Raw genomic sequence first — 19,469 nt, 5'->3', positions numbered from 1 at the left:
CGGGGTCGGGCGAGGGCCGCGAAACCTTGCGAGGAGACTATTCCTCCTCGCCATCCTCCGGACCGCCGACCAGAAGCTCTTCCTCGATCTTCTGCGACGACTTGCGAACCGCGGCCTCGATGGAGGCGGCGACGTCGGGATTGGACTTCAGGAACTCGCGGACATTATCCCGGCCCTGGCCGATGCGCTGGCTGCCGTACGAGAACCACGAGCCGGCCTTGTCGATGATCCCGGCCTTGACGCCCAGGTCGATAACTTCGCCCAGCTTGGAGATGCCCTCGCCGTACATGATGTCGAACTCGACCTCGCGGAACGGCGGAGCGACCTTGTTCTTGACCACCTTCACGCGAACGTTGTTGCCGATGATCTCGTCACGCACCTTCACCGAGCCGGTGCGGCGGATATCCAGGCGCACCGAGGCGTAGAACTTCAGCGCATTGCCGCCCGTGGTCGTTTCCGGGCTGCCGTACATCACGCCGATCTTGTGACGGATCTGGTTGATGAAGATGACGATGGTGTTGGCCTTGTTGATCGAGGCGGTCAGCTTGCGCAGCGCCTGGCTCATCAGACGGGCCTGCAGGCCCGGCAGGCTATCGCCCATCTCGCCTTCGATTTCAGCCTTCGGCGTCAGGGCCGCGACCGAGTCGATCACGACGATGTCGACGGCGCCCGAACGCACCAGGGTGTCGGTGATCTCCAGGGCCTGCTCGCCGTTGTCGGGCTGCGAGACCAGCAGATTGTCGAGATTGACGCCCAGCTTGAAGGCGTAAGACGGGTCGAGCGCGTGCTCGGCGTCAACGAAGGCGGCGGTGCCGCCAGCCTTCTGGACCTCAGCCACCACGTGCAGGGCCAAGGTGGTCTTGCCCGAGCTTTCCGGGCCGTAGACCTCGATGATCCGGCCCTTGGGCAGACCGCCGATACCGAGCGCGATGTCCAGGCCGAGCGAGCCGGTGGAGACGGACTCCATCTCGACCTTGCCCTTTTCGCCCAGCTTCATCACCGAGCCCTTGCCGAACGCACGGTCGATCTGGGCGAGAGCCGCCTCTAGAGCGCGTTGCTTGTCGCCTTCTTCCTTGGCCACGAGTTTCAATGCCGCCTGACTTGTCATGTTGATCCGCCCTCTATCCCATGATTCCGGTCGCTCGATCGGCGCTTCCCGCGCCCCGCCACAACGACCTGTGGAACACCCTTAATGCGTACGCCCTTTGTTCCGGGTTCGCAAGATGTTCTCGTCGGGAGAAACGACCGTTTCTGTCGTAGGCCATAATGTCGCACCGTGGCGACCGGATATGGGGTCGCTCCTATCCGCACGAAACGGCTCTTTAAGTCCCGCCGTGCCAGCTTAGCCGCTTCTTGGGGGCCCGGTGTTCTGGGGGGATTGCCGACTTGTCCATCGATCCGCGTCGCCTTTTGGGCCTGGCGTTCGCCAGCGCCGATCTCCTCGTCGAGCTGCAAAATGGCCGCGTGCGCCTGGCGCTGGGCGCCGCGCAGAAAGTCATGGGCCAGAGCGAGGCCGGGCTGACCGGCAAGGTGTGGCCGCACCTGTTCCACGCCGACGACCAACCACTGATGGACGCCATGCTGAACTGCGCCGACGACGGCGTGCGCCGCGGTCCGGTGGTGCTGCGCCTCGGCGGTCCGGGAAACCGCCACGTCCGCGTGATCCTGCGCGCCCTGCCCGAGAACGACGGCAGGGTCTCGCTGGCCGTCACCGCCGCCCAGTCGGCCGGTCCGCCGTTGACGGCCGGCACGCTGCATCCCCGCGAGTCGTTCGACGACATCGCCAAGGGTCTGTTCGAGGCCGCCCGCGTCACCGGCCTGGAATTGGAGCTGGCCATGGTCGAGTTCGCCGGCCTGGAGACGATGCGCGGCGGCCTGACGCCCGGTGAGGCGGCCGCCCTCGACCTGCGCGTCGCCAGCGCCGTGCGCGCCGAGTCGCACGGCGGCTCGGCCGCCACCCAACTGTCACCCGATCGTTTCGCCCTGCTGCGCACCCGCGACGACCGCCCCGACAACATGATCAAGCGCTTGACCCGCATGGTCAGCGCCGAGGCCCGCGCTCACATCGTACCGCTGGAGGCCGGCGGCGGCTCGGCCCGCGCGCTTCGCGCGCTTCGCTACGCCCTCGACGACTTCCTGCGCGAGGGCTTGAAGGACATGCCGCCGATGACGCTGTCGGAGGCGATGAACCGATCCGTGAAGCGCACCCTGGCCCGCGCCGGCGCGCTGGGCGTGGCCGTCAGCCAGCGCCGATTCAACCTCGCCTACCAGCCGGTGGTGTCGCTGGCGACCGGCCAGGCGCATCACCACGAGGTGCTGGTGCGCTTCGAGGACGGCGGCAGCCCGTTCGCCCTGATCCGCATGGCCGAGGAATTCGACCTGATCGAGGAGCTAGACCACGCCATCGTCGAACAGGCGGTGAAGAAGCTGGCCAACGACCAGGACCGCAAGCTGAAGCTGGCCGTGAACGTTTCGGGGAGAACGATCGTCAACGAGACCTTCGTCGATCACATCGGTCGCCTGCTGTCCAAACATGACGAGGCCAAGGGTCGGCTGATCTTCGAGGTCACGGAAACCGCCGCGATCGACGACCTGCCGCGCGCCAACCGCCATATCCAGAGCCTGCGTAGCCTGGGCTCGATGGTCTGCCTGGACGACTTCGGCGCGGGCTCGTCGTCGTTCGCCTATTTGCAGCAGCTGTCGCTCGACATCGTCAAGATCGACGGCCGCTATGTCCGCGAATTGGCCGACAACGGCCGCGACGGCGCCCTGGTGCGTCGCCTGGTCGAGCTGTGCCAGGACCTGAAGATCCGCACCGTGGCCGAGATGGTCGAGACGGTGGAGGTAGCCGACATCGTGCGCGCGGCTGGCGTCGACTTCGCCCAGGGCTGGCTCTACGGCAAGCCGGCCGACAGGCCGAGCCCGCCCCTGCGCCCCGCCCCGGCGATCGCCGCGGTGGCGCGCCGGGCTGGAGCGTCGGAAAGCTGGGGCTAGACGAAAAACGGAGGGGCGAGGCCCCTCCGTTCCGCTTCAGCCATTCGTTCTTCAGGCTCAGGCCTTGCCGCCCTTGCTGACGATGTAGTCGTCAATCACGCGTTCCAGCGTGGTCAGCGGGGTCATGCCCGAGAGCAGGCCCGCGTCGTGGAACTCGCGGATGTCGAACTTCTTGCCGAGCGCCTTCTGGGCCTTGGCGCGGGCGCGCAGCCAGACGATCTTGCCGATCATGTAGCTGCAGGCCTGACCCGGCCACACGACGTAACGTTCGATCTCGGTGATCGAGCCGCTTTCCTCGTCGCCCATGGTCTCGGCCATGTACTTCACGGCCTGCTCTCGGCTCCACTTCTTGTAGTGCATGCCGGTGTCGACCACGAGGCGGACGGCGCGGAACAGGGCGTCGTGCAGCATGCCGATGTGACCGCGCGGGTCGGTCTTGTAGATGCCCATCTCGACGGCCAGCTGCTCGGAATAGAGCGCCCAGCCCTCGGTGTAGCCCGAGAAGCCGATGATCTTGCGGATCATGGGCAGGCCCTTGGCCTCGTTCGAGATCGACAGCTGCAGATGGTGGCCCGGGACGCCCTCGTGCACCGTCAGGGTCGTCAGGGTGTACTTGGCCTGCTCCTTGGTGTCGCGCAGGTTGATCCAGTAGATGCCTGGGCGCTTGCCGTCGAGCGAAGGCGAGTTGTAGTAGCCGCCCGGCGCGCCAGCCTCGATGGCCTTGGGAACGCGGCGGATCTCCAGCGGCGCCTTGGGCAGGGCGCCGAAATAGGCCGGAAGCTGCTTCTGGATCCAGGCCGCCTTGGCGTTCAGATCCTTGATAAGCTGCTCCTTGGCCTCGTCGGTGTTCGGATAGATGTCCTCGCCCAGCTTGGCCATGCGCTCGCCGACCGTGCCCTGGGTCATGCCGATGCTCTTGAACAGCTTGTCGGCCTCGGCGTTGATCGACTTCACCAGATCCAGACCCAATTGGTGGATCTCATCCGGCTTCATGTCCGAGGTCGTGTAGTTCTTCAACGACACGGCGTAGTAGTCGGCGCCGTCTTTCAGGCGCCACACGCCAGCGTCATGCGTGGCCTTGCCACGGACGCTCTCCAGCAGGGCGATCTGGCGCTTCAGGGCCGGCAGGACCGAACCTTCGTAGATGCGCGAAGCTTCAGCGGCCCAGTCGCCGGCGATGTTCTTGTCCTTGGTCCGACGGGCGATCGACTTGACCAGCGGCGAGTCGGCCGTCGGGGTGTCGGCGAAGGCCTTCATCTGGACCAGGGTCTTGTCGATGATGAAGTCCGGCGGGATCACGCCGTCGGCCATGTCCTGCCTGGCCAGGGCGGTTTCCTGGTCCATCAGGCGGGCGAAGCCCTCCATGCGCGACAGATAGGCGTCGGCGTCGGCCTTGGTCTCGATGCTGTGCTGGGTGTCCAGGAAATCCGGCATCTGCTGGTAGCTGCCGGTCAGCTGGCTGAGGACGTAGGGCGCGCCCGAACCGCCGCCGCCGTAGCTGAACTTCTTGTTGCCCTCGTCCTGCACCGCCAGCACGAACTCGACAGTGTCGTAGTTGGCGGCGTCCATGCCCTTCAGAGCGCGGCGGTCGATGCCGCGCAGGGCGGCCAGTTGCTGGGAGGTCTGGGCCGCGCCCGACTTGATGGCGGCGAACGAGCGGTCGCTGAGCAAGCCCTTGGTCCAGGCCAGGTCACCGCTGTCCAGGCCCAGGCCGGTCGCCGTCTCGGGCGACTGGCGCAACTGCTTGGCCATGATCTCGTCGAACAGCGCGTTGAGCTTGGCGACCTCGCCTTCGCGCGCGAAGGCCAGGGACGGCGCGCCGCCGGTGGCGGCGAAGCCGGCCGCGGCGGTGGCGAACATCATTTGACGACGGTTGAGCAAGGCTTTTCCTCCCCGGGGCCCTAATTGAGGGCGAAGGCGTAAGCCCCCGCCCGGCTTTGGCGAAATTAATTCCGCGTCATGCGGGCGATTACAATCACCAAGCTCACGCCAGCGTCACGAACAGCTCGTTCTCGATCACCCACTGGCCGGTGACCTTCTTCCAGGTAGCCAGATAGGTCCCCGATTGCTCGGAGGCGTCCTTCCATTGGCCGACCCAGCGGCCACGCTCGGCGGCGCGGGTCCCCTCGGCGTTCAAGCTGATCTCCTCCGTCGTCCGGACGTAGGCCCCGAAGCCCTTGTCGGCGAACTGGCTGGCGAAGGCGGCCAGCACGTCCTCGGCCCCCAGCAGCAGCGAGCCGTCGCCTGCGATCAGAGTGACGCGCGGATCGAAGAACGGCCGCAGACGCGCGGCGTCCTTGGCGGCGATCAGCTTGTTGGTCAGCTTGCGGCGGGCGGCGATCGCGTCTTCCGGCTTGGTCATGGTCTTCCCTACTCTGCGCGCCGGTGTAGCTTGCTCACTGTTCGACGCAAACTCAGAGCCGCGATGCCCGCCCCAACCCTGACCACCGCCCGCCTGACCCTTTCGCCCCCGACTCTGACCGACTTCGAGGACAGTCGCGCCATGTGGGCCGATCCGGTGGTGGTCCGCCATGTCGGCGCGCGCGCGTTCACCGACGAGGAGACCTGGACGCGGCTGATGCGGGCCCGGGGCCTGTGGGAGGTGCTGGGCTTCGGCTATTGGGCGGTGCGCGAGACCTCGACCGGCCGCTATGTCGGCGAGGTGGGTTTCGCCGACCTGCGCCGCGACATCCAACCCAGCCTGTATGGCCTACCGGAGATGGGCTGGGTGCTGGCGGCCTGGTCGCATGGTCAGGGCTTCGGTACGGAGGCGGTCCGCGCCGGCCTGGCCTGGATCGACGAGACCCTGGCGCCGCCGGTCGTGCCCTGCATCATCGATCCCGAAAACGCCGCCTCCCTAGCCCTCGCCGACAAGGTCGGCTTCACGCTGAAAACCCACACGACGTTCAGGGGCTCGCCGATCATGGTGCTGGAGCGACGTCGATAGAGCTTGTACAGTTTTTATGAAACTTCGGCTTGATCCGGGCTCTCGCCCCTCATAGGTTCCGCCGCGTCGCGGGGGCGCGATCGCTTACGGAGTCCAAGTAAGTGCTGAGTTCTGCTCACCGGGCTGGCGCTCGCGCGCCGGCCACGGGTCGATTCCGCGCGTCGACCGCGCTCTCGGCCCTCCTCGCCCCCATGATGCTGCTGACGCCCGTGGCGGCCCACGCCGACGATCCGCCCAAGGCCAGCCCGGTCTTCGGCGACAAGCTGCTCACGGACGGGGACGACGAAGTCACCAGCAACGGCGCCGTCGACCTGACCGCAGACGTCGATTTCCTCGCCGGCTCCGACACGCTGCTGAACAATGGCGTCCTCACGGTGGGCGCCGGCGCGACGTCCCCCGTGAAGGTGTCCTTGCTGTCGCTGGACGCTCTCAAGAACCAGGGCCTGATAGACCTGCGCAACGGCCATGTCGGCGACGTCCTGACGATATCCGGCGACTACAATGGGGTCGCCGGCAAGGCGCGCCTCGGCCTCGATGTCGGGCCGACCGGCGCCGACATGCTCGTCGTCGGCGATGTCGCCAACGGCGGCACGCAGATCCTCCTGGGCGGCGTTTCGGGAAAGACCGCGGTCCTGACCGGGGACAGCGGCCCCATCCTGATCCAGGCCGGCGCGGACTCGAAGGCGGACGCCTTCCGCATCGAAAACAACGAAATCGGCCTGATCCGTTACGGCCTGCTGTTCGACACCAAGACGTGGACCTATCGCCTGAAGGGCGTGGCGGGTCAGCGAACCTACGAGGCGCTGAAGATCTCCGAAGGCGCCAGCAGCGTCTGGCGCCAGTCGGCGGACGCCTGGAGCACGCATGTGGCCAGCCTGCGCGACGCCGGCTCCGCGGCCAATGGCAAGGGCGTGTGGGCCCAGACCTATGGCGGACGGCAGGACCGCGATGACGACATCGCCGCCTCGGCCCAGCACACGGTCGCCGTCGACTACGAGCAGACCACCTATGGCGGCCAGATGGGTCTCGATCTCCTCAACGCGGGCCTGGACGACGGTCGCATCGCCCTGGGCCTGACCGGCGGCTACGCCGACGCGAAGATGCGGTTCAGCGGCGTGGCGGGTCAGGAGGTCAAGCTGAGCGTGGTGAACTTCGGCGGCTATGTCGCCCTGACCCAAGGCGGCTTTTTCCTCAACGCCCTGGCCAAGGCCGACCTCCAGTCGATCAAGGCCCGCAACGACGTCGACGGCATCGACGCCAAGTTCGACGGGACCGCCTACGGCGCCCAGGTCGAGACCGGTCATCGGTTCGGCGACGGCGACCTGGCCTATGAGACGCTGCTGGGCGTCAACTATGTCAGCACGCACCTCGACGACATGAAGACCCTGGGCCAGCGCCTGGACTTCGATCGCGCCACCGGCTTCACCGCCAGGGCGGGCTTGCGCGGCGCGGCGCGGAACGACCTGCTGGGCGGCGCCCTGACCACCTATGGCGCGGCGTTCGTGGTCCATGATTTTACGATCAAGAACGGCCTCACCCTGGTCAGCGGCGGCGAGCGCGAACACCTGTCGAAGGACGGCGGCCGCACCTTCGGCCAGGTCGCCGTCGGCGTCAGCTATCGCGCCTCCAGCGGCGCGATCACCTTCGCGGAAGCCGGCGGCGACTATGGCGGCGGTCGACACGGCGGCGGCCTGCGGATCGGCGCGCGCTTCGGCTTCTAGCGCGAGGCCGCTGGACTTCTCCCAAGGTCCGGCGGCCAACGCCGCCCTCTCCTAGACGGGCTCCAGGCCCTGCTGTTCGACCACGGTCCTCATGGACGCATGATGGGAAGTTTTCCCATCCGGTGCTAGGACGCGTCCATGGTTCGCAAAGTCACCGCCAAAGTCATCAAGGATCCGACCGCAGAGGCCGACCGCGCCTGGTTCGAGGCCCATCCCGAGCGGCGCTTTCGCCTGCGCGATCCGGCCCTGGTCGAGTTCAAGGATCCGCTGGGGGATCCTGGCGAAGGCTTCTCCTGGCGCGTGCTGGTCGCCCGCCTGTCCGACGGCGGCCGCCTGCGCCTGCCGGTCTCGCTGTCGTGGGAACTGCACAACGACCACGCCAAGGACCAGCATCTGAAGATCCTGTTCGACCAGGTCGCGCCGCCCGAGGCCAAGGCGCGTCTAGGCTGAACCGCGCCATGCGGGGGGATATGATCCGCACGATCCTCCTGTGGGCGCTGGTCCTGGCGCTGGGCGCGTTCGCGCTGCAGTGGCTGGAGTACCGGTTCGTGGCCCGCGCCTTCTCCTGGCAGATCTATGTAGGCCTGATCGGCGCGGCCTTCGCGGCCGGCGGTGTCTGGGTCGGCTGGAAGCTGGCGGCGCGGGCGCGGCCCGAGCGCTTCCAGCGTAACGACGCGGCCCTCGCCGCCCTGGGCCTGACGGGCCAGGAGGTGAAGGTGCTGGAGCGCCTGGCGGCGGGCCGCTCCAACAAGGAGATCGCCCGCGACCTGGGCCTCTCCCCCAATACGGTCAAGACTCACGTCGCCAACCTCTACGCCAAGCTCGAAGTCAGCCGCCGCACCCAGGCGATCGGCAAGGCCCGGGATCTGGCGCTGATCCCCTAGCTTGACCGCCGCCCGTTAGGACGAAACTGTCGATCTCACCCTTTCGGGCGATACCGTCGCGGACACGGCGACGGCAGCCTTGGGACGCGTCGCGGGGCGGCGCGGAGGAGAAATTCCATGACACGCACCATCCTGACCTACGGCCTGATCTCGGGCGTCATCATCATCCTGGGCATGATCGCCACCATCGTCTTCTCGGCCCAGCACAGCCTGTGGCTGGGCTATCTGATCATGCTGGTCGGACTTTCCGCGATTCTGCTGGCGATCAAGTCGCACCGCGACAGGGCGCTGGGCGGGGTCATCAAGTTCTGGCCGGCCTTCCTGGTCGGCCTGGGCGTCGCCGTGGTCGCCGGGATCGCCTATGTCGCCATATGGGAAGCCTATCTGGCCATCACCCACTATCGCTTCATGGACGAGTACACGGCCAGCATCCTGGCCTCGAAGAAGGCCGAGGGTCTTTCCGGCGCAGCCTACGCCAAGCTGGCGGCGGAAATGGCGGAGATGAGGAAGAGCTACGCCAACCCGCTGTACCGAATGCCGATGACCTTCATCGAGATCTTTCCCGTCGGCCTGCTGGTCGCCCTGGTCAGCGCGGCCCTGGTGCGAAACCCGCGTTTCCTGCCGGCCAAGACCTCGGTCGCTTCACGATAGGGGAAGCGGCCAACGAGCCTCAAGCCGCCTGCAGCTGCTGCTTGACCCGCTCGGCCAGGGTCTTGATGTCGATCGGCTTGGGCAGGAAGGTCACGCCCGTTTCGCCTTCCAGCAGATCGCTGAACTCGGCCTCGGCGTAGCCGGAGATGAACATCACCGGCGCGTTGCCCAGATAGCCGCGAGCCTTCTTGAGCAAGGTCGGTCCGTCGATGCCGGGCATGATCACGTCGGAGATCAGCAGGTCGATCGTGCCGGCGTGCTCCTCGGCGATGATCAGGGCCTCCTCGCCGTCGGCGGCTTCCAGCACCTCGTAGCCGCGGGCGCGCAGCAGGCGAGCGGCGACGCTGCGGACGGCGTCTTCGTCCTCGACGAACAGGATACGGCCAGCGCCCGACAGGTCGCGGGCGGCGCGCGGCTTGACCGGCTCGGCGGCGGCCTGGACGGCGGCGACGCCCGCAGGAGCGTCGTAGATTGGCAGGAAAATGCGGAAGGCCGCGCCCTCGCCCGGCCGGCTGTGAACATGGATCCAGCCGTCGCTCTGCTTGACGATGCCGTAGACGGTGGCCAGACCCAGGCCGGTCCCCTCGCCCACCGGCTTGGTGGTGAAGAAAGGATCGAAGATCTTGCCCATGACATCGGGCGGGATGCCGGGGCCGTCATCCGACACCTCGATGAAGGCGACATCGCCCTCGGCCGCCGGGAAGCCCAGGCCGATGGCCTCGTCCCGGGTCAGGCGGGCGGTGCGGATCCGCACGATGCCGCCGCCCTTGGCCGCGCGCACGGCGTCGCGGGCGTTGACCGCCAGGTTCATGACCGCCGTCTCGAGCTGGCTCTTGTCGGCGCGCACCTTCGGCAGGTCGCGGCCGTAGTCGGTGATCAGCTTGACGTCTTCGCGCAGCAGGCGGCGCAGCAGGACCTCGAACTCCGAGATCAGCTCGCCCAGGTCCAGCACCTCGCGCTGAACGGTCTGCTTGCGCGAGAAGGCCAGCAGCTTGCGGACCAGGTCGGCGGCGCGCACCCCCGTTTGACGGATCTCGTTCAGGCCCTCGTACGACGGATCGCCGACCGGGTGACGGTGCAGCAACTCGTCCAGGCGCAGCTGGATGGCGGTCAGCAGGTTGTTGAAGTCGTGGGCGACGCCGCCGGCCAGTTGGCCGATGGCCTGCATCTTCTGCGACTGGGCCAGCTGAAGCTCCATCTGCTTCTGCTCGGACACGTCGATCATGTAGGCCACGACGCGCCCCTCGGCGCGGTAGAGATAGAGATGGGCGATGCGGGTCTGATCGCGGGCCAGACGCACCTCGAACGGGCCGGCCTTGCCCTCGTTCAGGCGGGTCTCGGCCTCGGCGCGCGAGGCCGGGTCGATCAGATCGCCGAACACCATGCCCGCCTTGCCGCCGGTCATGGTCGTCAGGGCCGGATTGACCTCCAGCACCTTCGACCTGAACGGATCCAGCCCTTCAAGCAGCGCCGCGCCGAACGGCGAGGCCCCTGCGAAGGCGTCCAGGGTGGTCGGCGGCGGGGCGACGCGCTCGGCGACCGGCGCGGTCGCCAGCGTCTCGACCACGCGTTCGAGCTCGACGATCGGCGTCAGACGGATCAGCAGGCGACCGCCCGCCAGGCGCGAGACATTGGCCGTGTGGTCGACGCCACTGGCGCGCAGCACGCCCTGAGCCATCTCGCCCTTGCGGGCCTGGACCAGGGCGGCGAACAGGCTGGAGCCGGCCACACCCTTGGGCAGGCGGCGCTGATCGCCCATCACCTCGCGCCAGGACAGGTTCGCGGCCAGCAGGCGACCGTCCGGCGCGGCCAGGGCCGCCGGCTCGCTGAGCGCGTCGATGAAGCCCTCGGCCTGGTCGACGTCGGCGCCCGTCACCGCCGAGCCGCGGATGGCCACCAGGCCCAGGATCGCCACGCCGGCCACGCCCAGCAACAGCAGCAGACCGGCCAGGGTCACCGGTCCGGCCTTCAGCGCCGGCGCCACGGCGAACGCCGCAGCGGCCACGAAAAACACCGCCGCGCCCACCAGCCACGGATCGAAGCGCCGGCGCGGCGCGCCGGTCGGAGCTTTGTCCTGAAGCTGGAAATCGGCCATCGGCTGGATTGTTACCTTTGTTACGGCGAAGCCGCGACTCACCTGTAGTCGGAAAAGAATAGCCTTTCCCGACTGCTAGGTCAGTTTTCTGGAAATTGAGTCTTATAGAGGACGCGCGCGCTGCCCAGCGCGCCCCTGAGGCCGCGATTGGGGCTTCTTTCCGTTCATGATGAAGCTGATGACCTTGGCGACCGCCTCGAAGTGCTCGACCGGGATCTCCTGGTCGACCTCGACGCTGGCGTAGAGGGCGCGAGCAAGGGGCGGATCCTCCAGCACCGGCACGCCATGTTCCTCGGCCAGGGCGCGGATCTTCAAGGCCAGTTCGTCGACGCCCTTGGCCACGCACATCGGCGCGGGGGTCTCGCCGGCCTCGTACTTCAGCGCGACCGCGTAGTGGGTCGGGTTCATGACGACGACGGTCGCCTTGGGCACGGCCTGCATCATCCGCTGGCGCGAGCGCTGCATCTGGATCTGGCGTCGCTTGCCCTTGATGTGCGGGTCGCCGTCCGACTGCTTGAACTCGTCCTTGACCTCCTGAAGGGTCATGCGCATGCGGTTCATGAACCGAATCCGCTGCCAGAAGTAGTCGAAGGCGGCGGTGGCGACCAGGAAGATGATCACCATGATCAGCAGCTTCTTGGACAGCTTCAGCGCCTCGGGGATCAGCAGCGAGACGTCCATGCCGACCAGGTTGCGCACCTCGCCGACATTGGGCTTCAGCACCATCCAGGCGATGAAGGCCGTAACGCCGATCTTCAGGACCGACTTGGCGAACTGCACCAGCCCGTCCATGCCGAAGATCCGGGTAAGGCCCTTCAGCACATTCAGCTTGCTGAAGTCCGGCTTCAGCTTATCCGGCGTCAGCATGAAGCCCGTCTGCGAGACGTTTGCGATCACGCCCATGGCGGCGGTGACGATCATGACCAGCAGCAGCGGCGGCAGGGCGGCCATCACCGCCTGCTTCATGATCAGCACGGCCCCGCCGCTGGAGATCTCGATCGTGCCGGCGTGGGCGATGAACGGATAGAGCGCGCTCATCAGATCGCGCGTCAGCCAGCCGCCGGCGATCAGGATCACCGAGACCGCGCCAGCCAGCGAGGCCAGCTGCGGGATGTCGGCCGACTTGACGACGTCGCCCTTGGCCCGCGCATCCGACAGCTTCTTGGCTGACGGTTCTTCTGTTTTCGACTCGGGATCTGAATCTTCCGCCATGCCGCGCCCCTAGTTGAACACGGCCAGAAGTTCGCGGTAGCGGTCGGTCCAGACCATGGCGATGCCGCCAAGCGACAGGGCCAGCAGGGACAGGCCCAGGATCACGCTGAGCGGCGAGGTCACGAAGAAGATCTGGAACGCGGGCATGACCCGGCCGACCAGGCCCGTGGCGAGGTTGAAGACCAGCGAGAACACGATCACCGGCGCGGCCAGCTGGATGCCCAGCGAGAACGACTGCGCCACCGTCCGCACCGCCAGAGTGACGGCGTCGTTGATCGGTACGGCGCGGGTGAACGGGAAGATCGTGTACGACTTGACGATCGCGCCAATGAACAGGTGATGCAGCCCCGTGGCCATCACCAGGGTCAGGCCCATCATCGACAGGAAGGTGGCCACCGCCGTGCTGGAGCCCTGCATCGAGGGGTTCACGCTCTGGGCGAAGGACAGGGTGGTCTGCATCGAGATGATTTCACCGGCCGTGGTCAGGGAGCTCATGAACAGGCGCAGCACCGAGCCGATCATCAGGCCGATCAGGATCTCGTGGATCACCCCGCCGACCAGGCCGCCCAGGGTGGTCGGGATCGGCGGCGCGGTGTTCTGGACCAACGGCCCCAGGATCAGGGCCATCAGCAGGGCGAAGGCCAGGCGCACGCGCGGCGGCACCGACTGTTCGCCGATGCCCGGCATGGTCATGACCATGGCCCCGACCCGCGCGAAGACGAGGCCGGCGACATAGACCTGGAACGCCGTGGCGAAGGAGTTCACCTGAAGGCCCCCTGCCCTTGCGCTACATGCCGGCGATGCGGGCGGCGATCTGGCGCATGAAGCCGCTCATCAGCGCGCCCATCATCGGCAGGAAGATCAGCAGCGACACGAAGATGGCGACGATCTTGGGGGCGTAGACCAGGGTCTGCTCCTGGATCTGGGTCAGGGCCTGGAACAGGCCGATGGCGACGCCGATCACCAGACCGACGATCAGGCAGGGCGCACACAGCTGCAGGGTCAGCCAGATCGCGTCCCGGCCGACATCAAGAACCTCTGCGCCCGTCATGCGAAGCCTCGTGGGAATCGGCCGTACTGGCCGCGTTGTTTCGAGGCCCGAAGATGGGCGAAATATGGTTAACAGGGCGTTAGGGGTTGTCGCCCGAACGCCTGGATAAGCGGGGCGCGACGGTGGGTCGCGGGCTTAGCGTTCAGGCCGCCGCCGCGCCCGCCGGGCCTTTCCGGATTGGCAGCAGGCGGCCCATGGTCAGGCAGCGCCAGATCCACTCGAAAGGTCCCATTTCGAACCGCTTGAGCCACAGCGGCGACCAGGTCAGCTGCAGCGCCCAGATCGCCAGGACGATTCCCCAGAGCGCCGGCCGGTCGACCTGCCCCATCAGCGCGCCTCGGCCGCCGTAAAAGATGCAGGTCATGATCAGTGACTGGGTCAGGTAGTTGGTGAAGGCCATCCGCCCCGCCGCCGCCATCGGCGACAGCACCACCGCCGCGCCGGCCTTCAGCAGCAGGATCAGCACGCTGGCATAGGCAAGCGAAATGAATGGCGTCAGCACCCTGCCCAACACATCTCCGCCCAGGACCGGCGCGCCGGCCATGACCGCGCGCCACTCCAGCCAAGAAACGATCGCCAGCCCAGCAGCGCCCGCAGCGGCAACCGCCGCATAACGCCTAGTGCTCGAGCGCCCCGCCAGGAAGCCGGACTTGAACAGCGACAGGCCGATCATCATCAGGCCCAAGGTCGCGGGCAACAGGCGCGGATAACCCGACAGCAGCCGCTGATATTCCTTGGTATTGACGCGATAGGCCCCAGCCCAGGAACTCTTGGCCTCAGCCAGATCGGCCTCGGCCCCGGCCTTGCGCTTGGCGATGGCGGCGGGCGGCGGCGTCAGTTGAGCCTCTGCTCTCGCTCGAGCCTCGGGCGGCGCGAAAGGCAGGGCGCCCGGCGGCAGGTGCTGCAGCGTCATGGCGCCGTAGAGCAGGACGCCGGCGATCATCAGCGTCCGCGCCGACAGCGAGCGGCAGAAGAACATGATCGCCCCCGTCGAGGCGTAGAGCGTGAGAATGTCGCCCCACCAGATCCCGAAGCCATGGATCATGCCCAGGATCAGCAGCACCGCCAGGCGCCGTGCCAGGAACTTGCCGCGCGTCCTGTCCGACAGTTCGCCGCCCACCAGGAACAGCGAGACGCCGAACAGCATCGAGAACAGGGTGACGAACTTCTCGTGGAAAAAGGCCTGGACGATCCAGAAGGCGATCGCCGTCCAGCCCTCGTGCGGGAACGGCCAGGTCGCGGGATTCAGCGAGGCCAGCATCGGCGCGGCGAAGCCGTCGGCGTTCACCGCCAGTATGCCCAGGATGGCCAGGCCGCGGATCAGGTCCAGCGCCTGGATCCGCACCTTGGATTTGACCGGCGGAGACGTCGTTCCCGAGTTCGCATCAACCGCCGTCATCGCCATCCTCCAAGCCACGGCCTAGTCTGGCCGGGCTTGGGGCGGGCTGTCGCGTTTATTCCGCGTCATGAAGGGATGGATGCGCCGGGACGCCCACCCGCGTCTTAGCGAATGCGGATCCGCACCGGCACCTGGATGTACGACCCCGCGCGGCTCTTGCCGTCCGGGCCCAGCAGGTCGACCTGGGTCTGCGAGATCATCGACAAGGCGGCCTGGCCGACGCCGAGGTCGTTCGGGCTCTCTTCCTGGACAGTGCAGGCGGTCAGGTAACCGTCCTGCTTGACCATGCAGTTCAGCAGGGCGACGGCGACGCGCGGCTCGGACACGGGGGTCAGCAGGTCCGACGGAGCCTTGACTTGAGCCGGGGTGGCGGCGACGGCGGCGGCGAGAGCGAGCGAAGCGATCACGAGTTCATCCCTTACTTATCTTTGTTCGGCCGGCCTTCCGCCGCCCCTCTCCCGCTTTGGGAGTGTTCCGTTTCGGATCAGGCGGCCTGGGCCTGCTTCAGGCGTTGCAGGCCCTGTGCCGCCAGGTCTGTGAGCGAGCGCAAACCCAGCTCGGAAAAGACGTCGAACGCGCAGGCCAGGGCCGCGCCGGCGCGGGCCAGGCGACCATCGTCGCGGCCCGTGATCTCGACCCGAGCCTCGTAGAGGCGGGCCAGGTTCATCTGGGCCACGGCCCAGCTGGCCGGGTCTCGGCCGCCGGGAGCGGCGGCCAGCTCGGCCTTGAACGCCAGCTCGGCGGCATCCAGCACCGCCAGATCCGCGGTCAGCTCGGCGCAGCGGGCCAGGCACAGGGCTCGGTTGTTTGCGACCACCGCGCGCAGGGCGAGGGCCGGTTGAGCCTTCAGCACCTGGGTGGCGCGGTCATAGGCCGAAACCGCCTGCTCGAAGGCGCGCTCGCTGGTCGAGGCTTCGCCAAGGGCCTGAAGCCCCGCGCCCAGCGACGCGCCGGCCCGCGCCCAGTCCATCGGGCTGTGCTCGATCGACAGCACGTCGACGGCGGCGAAATGGGCCTCGACCCCCTTGGTGATGTGGCTCAACTCGCCATCCAGCTCTCCCAGCAGGACCAGCGCCTGACCGCGCAAGCCTTCCAGGCGGGCCCAGGCCAGGGGTTCGAAGTCGGAGTCGAGCACGCTGGCGGCGGCCTTGGCCTCTGCCGCGGCCAGTTCGGCCAGGGCGCGATCCTTCAGGCGCTCGGCGCAGGCCAGGATCAATTCGATACGGGCGGCGCGCTGGTCGGCCAGTAGCAGACGGGCCGATCCGCCCTTCACCCGCTTGACGGCCGCCAGGGCGCGCAGCGGCGCTTCATAGGCCTGAACCGCGGCCAGGGCGCGGTCGACGTTGTTCTCGGACAAGGCGGCGCGGCCTTCGAGACCGGCGGCCAGGGCGATGCAAAGCGGCGTGCGCTGGTTGACCGGCGTGCGCGCCAGGGTGGCGGACGCGGCGGCGATCAGGCCCTCGTCGCCAAACAGGTCCGCGCCCAGAATGGCCAACAGCGCCTGCTCGCAGCGCGCGGCGGCCAGGGCGTCCGAACGGCGCTCAGCCTCGAAGATCTTCACGCCGGCCTCGGCCTGGGCCGCGCCCTTGCGCAGCGCGGCGGCGTCGCCGCCTCGGCGGGCCAGTTCGCGCCAGACGACGGCGGCTTCCAACAGCCGCGCGCCGCGGTCCTTGGCGCCGATCCGGCCGGCGACCACGTCGGCCGAGCGGGCCTCGTTATTCAGCAGGCGCAGGTCGAGCAGTTCGAGCAGCGAGGTGTCCCCGCCGGTCAAACCCTCTCGCCAGGCCCCCTTGGAGTCGGCGTCCACACCAAACAACCGCTTCAGATCCCGTCCGAACTCGAACATCGCCTTGCGCACTCCGCCTACGGATCGTCCCACGCCGGGACAGCCCGACGGAGGTTCAACGCACAATCAGCAAAACCGGAGCCAGCGACTTTAACAAGTGGTTAACAGGTGTTTACGGCGCGTTAACCATAAATATTTTCCATATTTTTACACCTTGTTTATTATTTCAACCAATTTGGTTGACCATGTAGTGAATTGGCACACTTCTTGCTTTGTCGAATACAAGCAGAGCCGTGAAGCGACATGCGTTATTAGAACTTCGTTCATTGAACTGAAAATGACGTTAACCCTAAGATTTAAGCCTCAGTTTACCTTTCGTTCACGGGCGCCCTCCCCTTCTTGCGGCGAAGCAGGCTAGAACGCAGCCAGGAACGCCTCTCCGGGAGCCCATCATGGCCGCCGTCACCCTATGGATCACCAGCCTGTGCCGCGCGGAACCGGGCTATGGCGGCTGGTCGTATGTGCGACGGCTGGACGGCGAAACCGGCGCGGCGGCCATCAAGGGCGCGGCCGGCGGCGAGCGGCGGACCAGCGCCGCAAAGATGAGCCTGACGGCTCTGTCCGAGGCGCTGGACAGCCTCTCGGACCTGCCGAAGGACACACGAGTGACCCTACGCTTCGCCGATCCTGATCTGGCCGCGCAACTGGTGACTTTGGACGGCGCCTACGCCACGGCCGAGCCAGATGCCTGGGCCGCCGCCCGCGCCGCGCTCGCGGCCCGTCCCGTTCTGGAACTGGTCCCAGCTTCGACCTCCGCACCAGCGAACGGTTTCCTCGACGCCTGGGCCGAATTCGGGCTGGACACGGCCAAGTCCCGCGGCAGCTTCAAGGCCGCGATCCCCAAGCCGAACCTGCTCAAGTTCCCGGGTTAGCTCGCGCTGCTTACGATCAGATCCGCCGTCGCCGGATTACAGGCGAACGGAATGTCGGCCAGGGTCGCCATCCGGATCAGCGCCTTGACGTCGACGTCGTGCGGCTGCGGCGACAGCGGATCGACGAAGAAGATCAGCACGTCCAGCCGCCCCTCGGCGATCATCGCGCCCAGCTGCTGGTCGCCGCCCAGCGGGCCGCTCTTCAACCGCGTCAGATTCAGCTTCGGCAAAGCCTGAAGGATACGCCCGCCGGTCGTGCCGGTCGCGAACAGCGCCTTGTCCTTCAGGAACGCCTGATGCGCCTCCGCCCACGCCACGAGCGCGGCCTTCTTGTCGTCGTGGGCCACGAGACCGATGGCGAGGGGGCTGGGCATGGGCGACTCCCTGAGCTTTCAAGCGTCGCACTCATTTCGCGCCCGCGCTCCCGTGGCAAGCATTGCTCTGCTCGCCGCTTGAGCAAGGCGCTCTTTTGCGACGACCGCCTCTTGCGCCCGCCGTCGTGGAGGTTCGTCCTGCGCCTGTCGGGCAATGGGGAGAACGATCATGACCAAGCGGATGACTGGCGCGCCGGCCCTGGGACGCCGATCCTTTCTGCGTAGCGCCGCCTTCCTGGCGGCCGCGGCGCCGATCCTGACCGAGGCCCAGTTGGCCATGGCCGCCGCCCAGACCAGCGCGCCGCCGTCCGGCATGGCCTTGCACGGCCAGAGCCCCAACGCGCCACCGCCGAGCATGACGCTGATCAACGCCAACGAAAACCCGCTGGGTCCCAGCAAGGCCGCGTGCGACGCGATCGCCCGGGTCGCCCCCTTGGGTGGGCGCTACGACCTGAACGGCGAGACCGACCTTCTGGCGCGAACCTTCGCCGCCCAGAACGGCCTCAAGCTCGAGAACGTCGCCGTCTATGCCGGCTCGTCCGAGCCCCTGCACTACAGCGTGCTGGCCTTCACCTCGCCGACGAAGAGCTTCGTCACCGCCGATCCATCCTACGAGGCGGGCATGTACGCGGCCAAGACCAGCCAGGCCAAGGTGGTGAAGGTGCCCCTGACCGCCGACTACGCCCACGACGTCAAGGCCATGGTCAAGGCCGACGCCCAGGCCGGTGTCATCTATATCTGCAACCCGAACAACCCGACCGGCACGCTGACCACCAAGCAGGACATCGTCTGGGCGCTGGAGAACAAGCCGGCCGGTTCGATCCTGCTGGTCGACGAGGCCTATATCCACCTGACCGACGCCCAGGACACCCTGGACCTTGTGGCCGCCGGCAAGGATCTGATCGTGCTGCGGACCTTCTCGAAGATCTACGGCATGGCCGGCATCCGCTGCGGCTTCGCCGTCGCCCGGCCCGACCTGCTGGCCAAGCTGACGCCGTTCGGCCAGAACGCCATGCCGATCACCGGCTCGGCCGCCGCGCGCGCCTCGCTTGAGGACGCCAGCTTGGTCCCCGAGCGCCGCAAGATCATCGGCGACACCCGCCGCGACACGATCGGCTGGCTAAAGGCCAACGGTTACAAGGTCATCGGCGACCCGCAGACCAACTGCTTCATGATCGACACGGGGCGGAACGGAAAGGCGGTGTTCGCGGCGATGAAAGCCAAGAACGTCCTGATCGGTCGCACCTGGCCGATCTGGCCCAACGCCGTCCGCGTCTCGGTCGGTACGCCCGAGGAGATGGCCAAGTTCAAGGTCGCGTTCAAAGAGGTCATGGACGCCAAGCCGATGGCGTTGGGCGACCACGCCCAGCACGCGGAACTGGACTATTACGCGACGCTTTAAGACCCCGGCCGGCGAAGACGA

Annotated in this window: 19 protein-coding genes; 8 read left to right on the top strand and 11 right to left on the bottom strand. The window is 67.3% G+C overall.

The features are described 5' to 3' along the window. Nucleotides 1–37 precede the first annotated feature (37 nt). On the bottom strand, nucleotides 38–1,108 hold the full coding sequence (gene recA, locus EIK80_RS07190) for a recombinase RecA (protein ID WP_125156278.1): 1,071 nt from the start codon (nucleotides 1,106–1,108) through the stop codon (nucleotides 38–40). A 278-nt stretch (nucleotides 1,109–1,386) separates the two neighbouring features. On the opposite strand from recA, the gene EIK80_RS07185 reads away from it, so the two are divergent. Then, nucleotides 1,387–2,994, top strand: coding sequence for an EAL domain-containing protein (locus EIK80_RS07185; protein WP_125156277.1), 1,608 nt, complete (start codon nucleotides 1,387–1,389; stop codon nucleotides 2,992–2,994). 57 nt (nucleotides 2,995–3,051) lie between these two features. Here EIK80_RS07185 and EIK80_RS07180 read toward each other — a convergent pair whose 3' ends face one another. Both EIK80_RS07180 and EIK80_RS07175 read right to left on the bottom strand, forming a co-directional pair. Next, nucleotides 3,052–4,875, bottom strand: coding sequence for a DUF885 family protein (locus tag EIK80_RS07180; RefSeq protein WP_125156276.1), 1,824 nt, complete (start codon nucleotides 4,873–4,875; stop codon nucleotides 3,052–3,054). A gap of 103 nt (nucleotides 4,876–4,978) precedes the next feature. Then, the gene (locus EIK80_RS07175; protein ID WP_125156275.1) at nucleotides 4,979–5,356 is read right to left on the bottom strand and encodes a nuclear transport factor 2 family protein; all 378 of its coding nucleotides are present in this window, start codon (nucleotides 5,354–5,356) and stop codon (nucleotides 4,979–4,981) included. A gap of 63 nt (nucleotides 5,357–5,419) precedes the next feature. Between EIK80_RS07175 and EIK80_RS07170 the strand changes: the two genes are divergently transcribed. The 5 genes from EIK80_RS07170 to EIK80_RS07150 all read left to right on the top strand — a co-directional run bounded on the left by EIK80_RS07170 (nucleotide 5,420) and on the right by EIK80_RS07150 (nucleotide 9,197). After that, nucleotides 5,420–5,941 (top strand): GNAT family N-acetyltransferase, encoded by a 522-nt coding sequence (locus EIK80_RS07170; protein ID WP_125156274.1) that lies wholly within the window; start codon nucleotides 5,420–5,422, stop codon nucleotides 5,939–5,941. 101 nt (nucleotides 5,942–6,042) lie between these two features. Continuing rightward, nucleotides 6,043–7,662 carry an autotransporter domain-containing protein gene (locus EIK80_RS07165; protein ID WP_125156273.1) on the top strand — a complete coding sequence of 540 codons (1,620 nt, stop codon included), beginning with the start codon at nucleotides 6,043–6,045 and terminating at the stop codon, nucleotides 7,660–7,662. Nucleotides 7,663–7,800: 138 nt separating this feature from the next. Then, a complete protein-coding gene (locus EIK80_RS07160) occupies nucleotides 7,801–8,112 on the top strand; it encodes a hypothetical protein (RefSeq protein WP_125156272.1) in 312 nt (103 codons plus the stop codon). 20 nt (nucleotides 8,113–8,132) lie between these two features. Then, a complete protein-coding gene (locus EIK80_RS07155; protein ID WP_125156271.1) occupies nucleotides 8,133–8,546 on the top strand; it encodes a response regulator transcription factor in 414 nt (137 codons plus the stop codon). Nucleotides 8,547–8,663: 117 nt separating this feature from the next. Continuing rightward, nucleotides 8,664–9,197 (top strand): DUF4199 domain-containing protein, encoded by a 534-nt coding sequence (locus EIK80_RS07150; protein WP_125156270.1) that lies wholly within the window; start codon nucleotides 8,664–8,666, stop codon nucleotides 9,195–9,197. A gap of 19 nt (nucleotides 9,198–9,216) precedes the next feature. Here the strand turns inward: EIK80_RS07150 and cckA are convergent, their stop codons facing one another. The 7 genes from cckA to EIK80_RS07115 form a co-directional block, all read right to left on the bottom strand. Continuing rightward, entirely contained in the window at nucleotides 9,217–11,292 is a 2,076-nt protein-coding gene (cckA, locus tag EIK80_RS07145) for a cell cycle histidine kinase CckA (protein ID WP_125156269.1), read from the bottom strand. Between the two features lie 102 nt (nucleotides 11,293–11,394). Further along, nucleotides 11,395–12,504 (bottom strand): flagellar biosynthesis protein FlhB, encoded by a 1,110-nt coding sequence (gene flhB, locus EIK80_RS07140; protein ID WP_125156268.1) that lies wholly within the window; start codon nucleotides 12,502–12,504, stop codon nucleotides 11,395–11,397. Nucleotides 12,505–12,513: 9 nt separating this feature from the next. Continuing rightward, nucleotides 12,514–13,269, bottom strand: a complete 756-nt coding sequence (gene fliR / locus EIK80_RS07135; protein WP_125156267.1) for a flagellar biosynthetic protein FliR — start codon at nucleotides 13,267–13,269, stop codon at nucleotides 12,514–12,516. 22 nt (nucleotides 13,270–13,291) lie between these two features. Continuing rightward, the gene (fliQ, locus tag EIK80_RS07130) at nucleotides 13,292–13,555 is read right to left on the bottom strand and encodes a flagellar biosynthesis protein FliQ (RefSeq protein ID WP_099580251.1); all 264 of its coding nucleotides are present in this window, start codon (nucleotides 13,553–13,555) and stop codon (nucleotides 13,292–13,294) included. A gap of 142 nt (nucleotides 13,556–13,697) precedes the next feature. Then, nucleotides 13,698–14,954, bottom strand: coding sequence for a DUF418 domain-containing protein (locus EIK80_RS07125; RefSeq protein ID WP_158624646.1), 1,257 nt, complete (start codon nucleotides 14,952–14,954; stop codon nucleotides 13,698–13,700). Nucleotides 14,955–15,058: 104 nt separating this feature from the next. Then, nucleotides 15,059–15,361 (bottom strand): energy transducer TonB, encoded by a 303-nt coding sequence (locus EIK80_RS07120; RefSeq protein ID WP_125156265.1) that lies wholly within the window; start codon nucleotides 15,359–15,361, stop codon nucleotides 15,059–15,061. Between the two features lie 77 nt (nucleotides 15,362–15,438). Then, complete coding sequence (locus tag EIK80_RS07115; protein ID WP_125156264.1) at nucleotides 15,439–16,812, bottom strand: hypothetical protein; 1,374 nt, start codon at nucleotides 16,810–16,812, stop codon at nucleotides 15,439–15,441. A 380-nt stretch (nucleotides 16,813–17,192) separates the two neighbouring features. Between EIK80_RS07115 and EIK80_RS07110 the strand changes: the two genes are divergently transcribed. Next, a complete protein-coding gene (locus EIK80_RS07110; protein WP_125156263.1) occupies nucleotides 17,193–17,672 on the top strand; it encodes a ribonuclease H in 480 nt (159 codons plus the stop codon). On the opposite strand, the gene EIK80_RS07105 is transcribed toward EIK80_RS07110, so the two are convergent. Further along, nucleotides 17,669–18,046 carry a methylglyoxal synthase gene (locus EIK80_RS07105; protein ID WP_125156262.1) on the bottom strand — a complete coding sequence of 126 codons (378 nt, stop codon included), beginning with the start codon at nucleotides 18,044–18,046 and terminating at the stop codon, nucleotides 17,669–17,671. The genes EIK80_RS07110 and EIK80_RS07105 overlap by 4 nt on opposite strands. A gap of 169 nt (nucleotides 18,047–18,215) precedes the next feature. On the opposite strand from EIK80_RS07105, the gene EIK80_RS07100 reads away from it, so the two are divergent. After that, nucleotides 18,216–19,448, top strand: a complete 1,233-nt coding sequence (locus EIK80_RS07100; protein WP_125156261.1) for a pyridoxal phosphate-dependent aminotransferase — start codon at nucleotides 18,216–18,218, stop codon at nucleotides 19,446–19,448. The last annotated feature ends 21 nt before the right edge of the window (nucleotides 19,449–19,469 follow it).

The organism is Caulobacter sp. 602-1 (assembly GCF_003931565.1).
In the GTDB taxonomy this organism is placed as follows: domain Bacteria; phylum Pseudomonadota; class Alphaproteobacteria; order Caulobacterales; family Caulobacteraceae; genus Caulobacter.
Note: the sequence above shows the minus strand (reverse complement) of the source record. Positions and strands in the feature narration are given on the sequence as shown.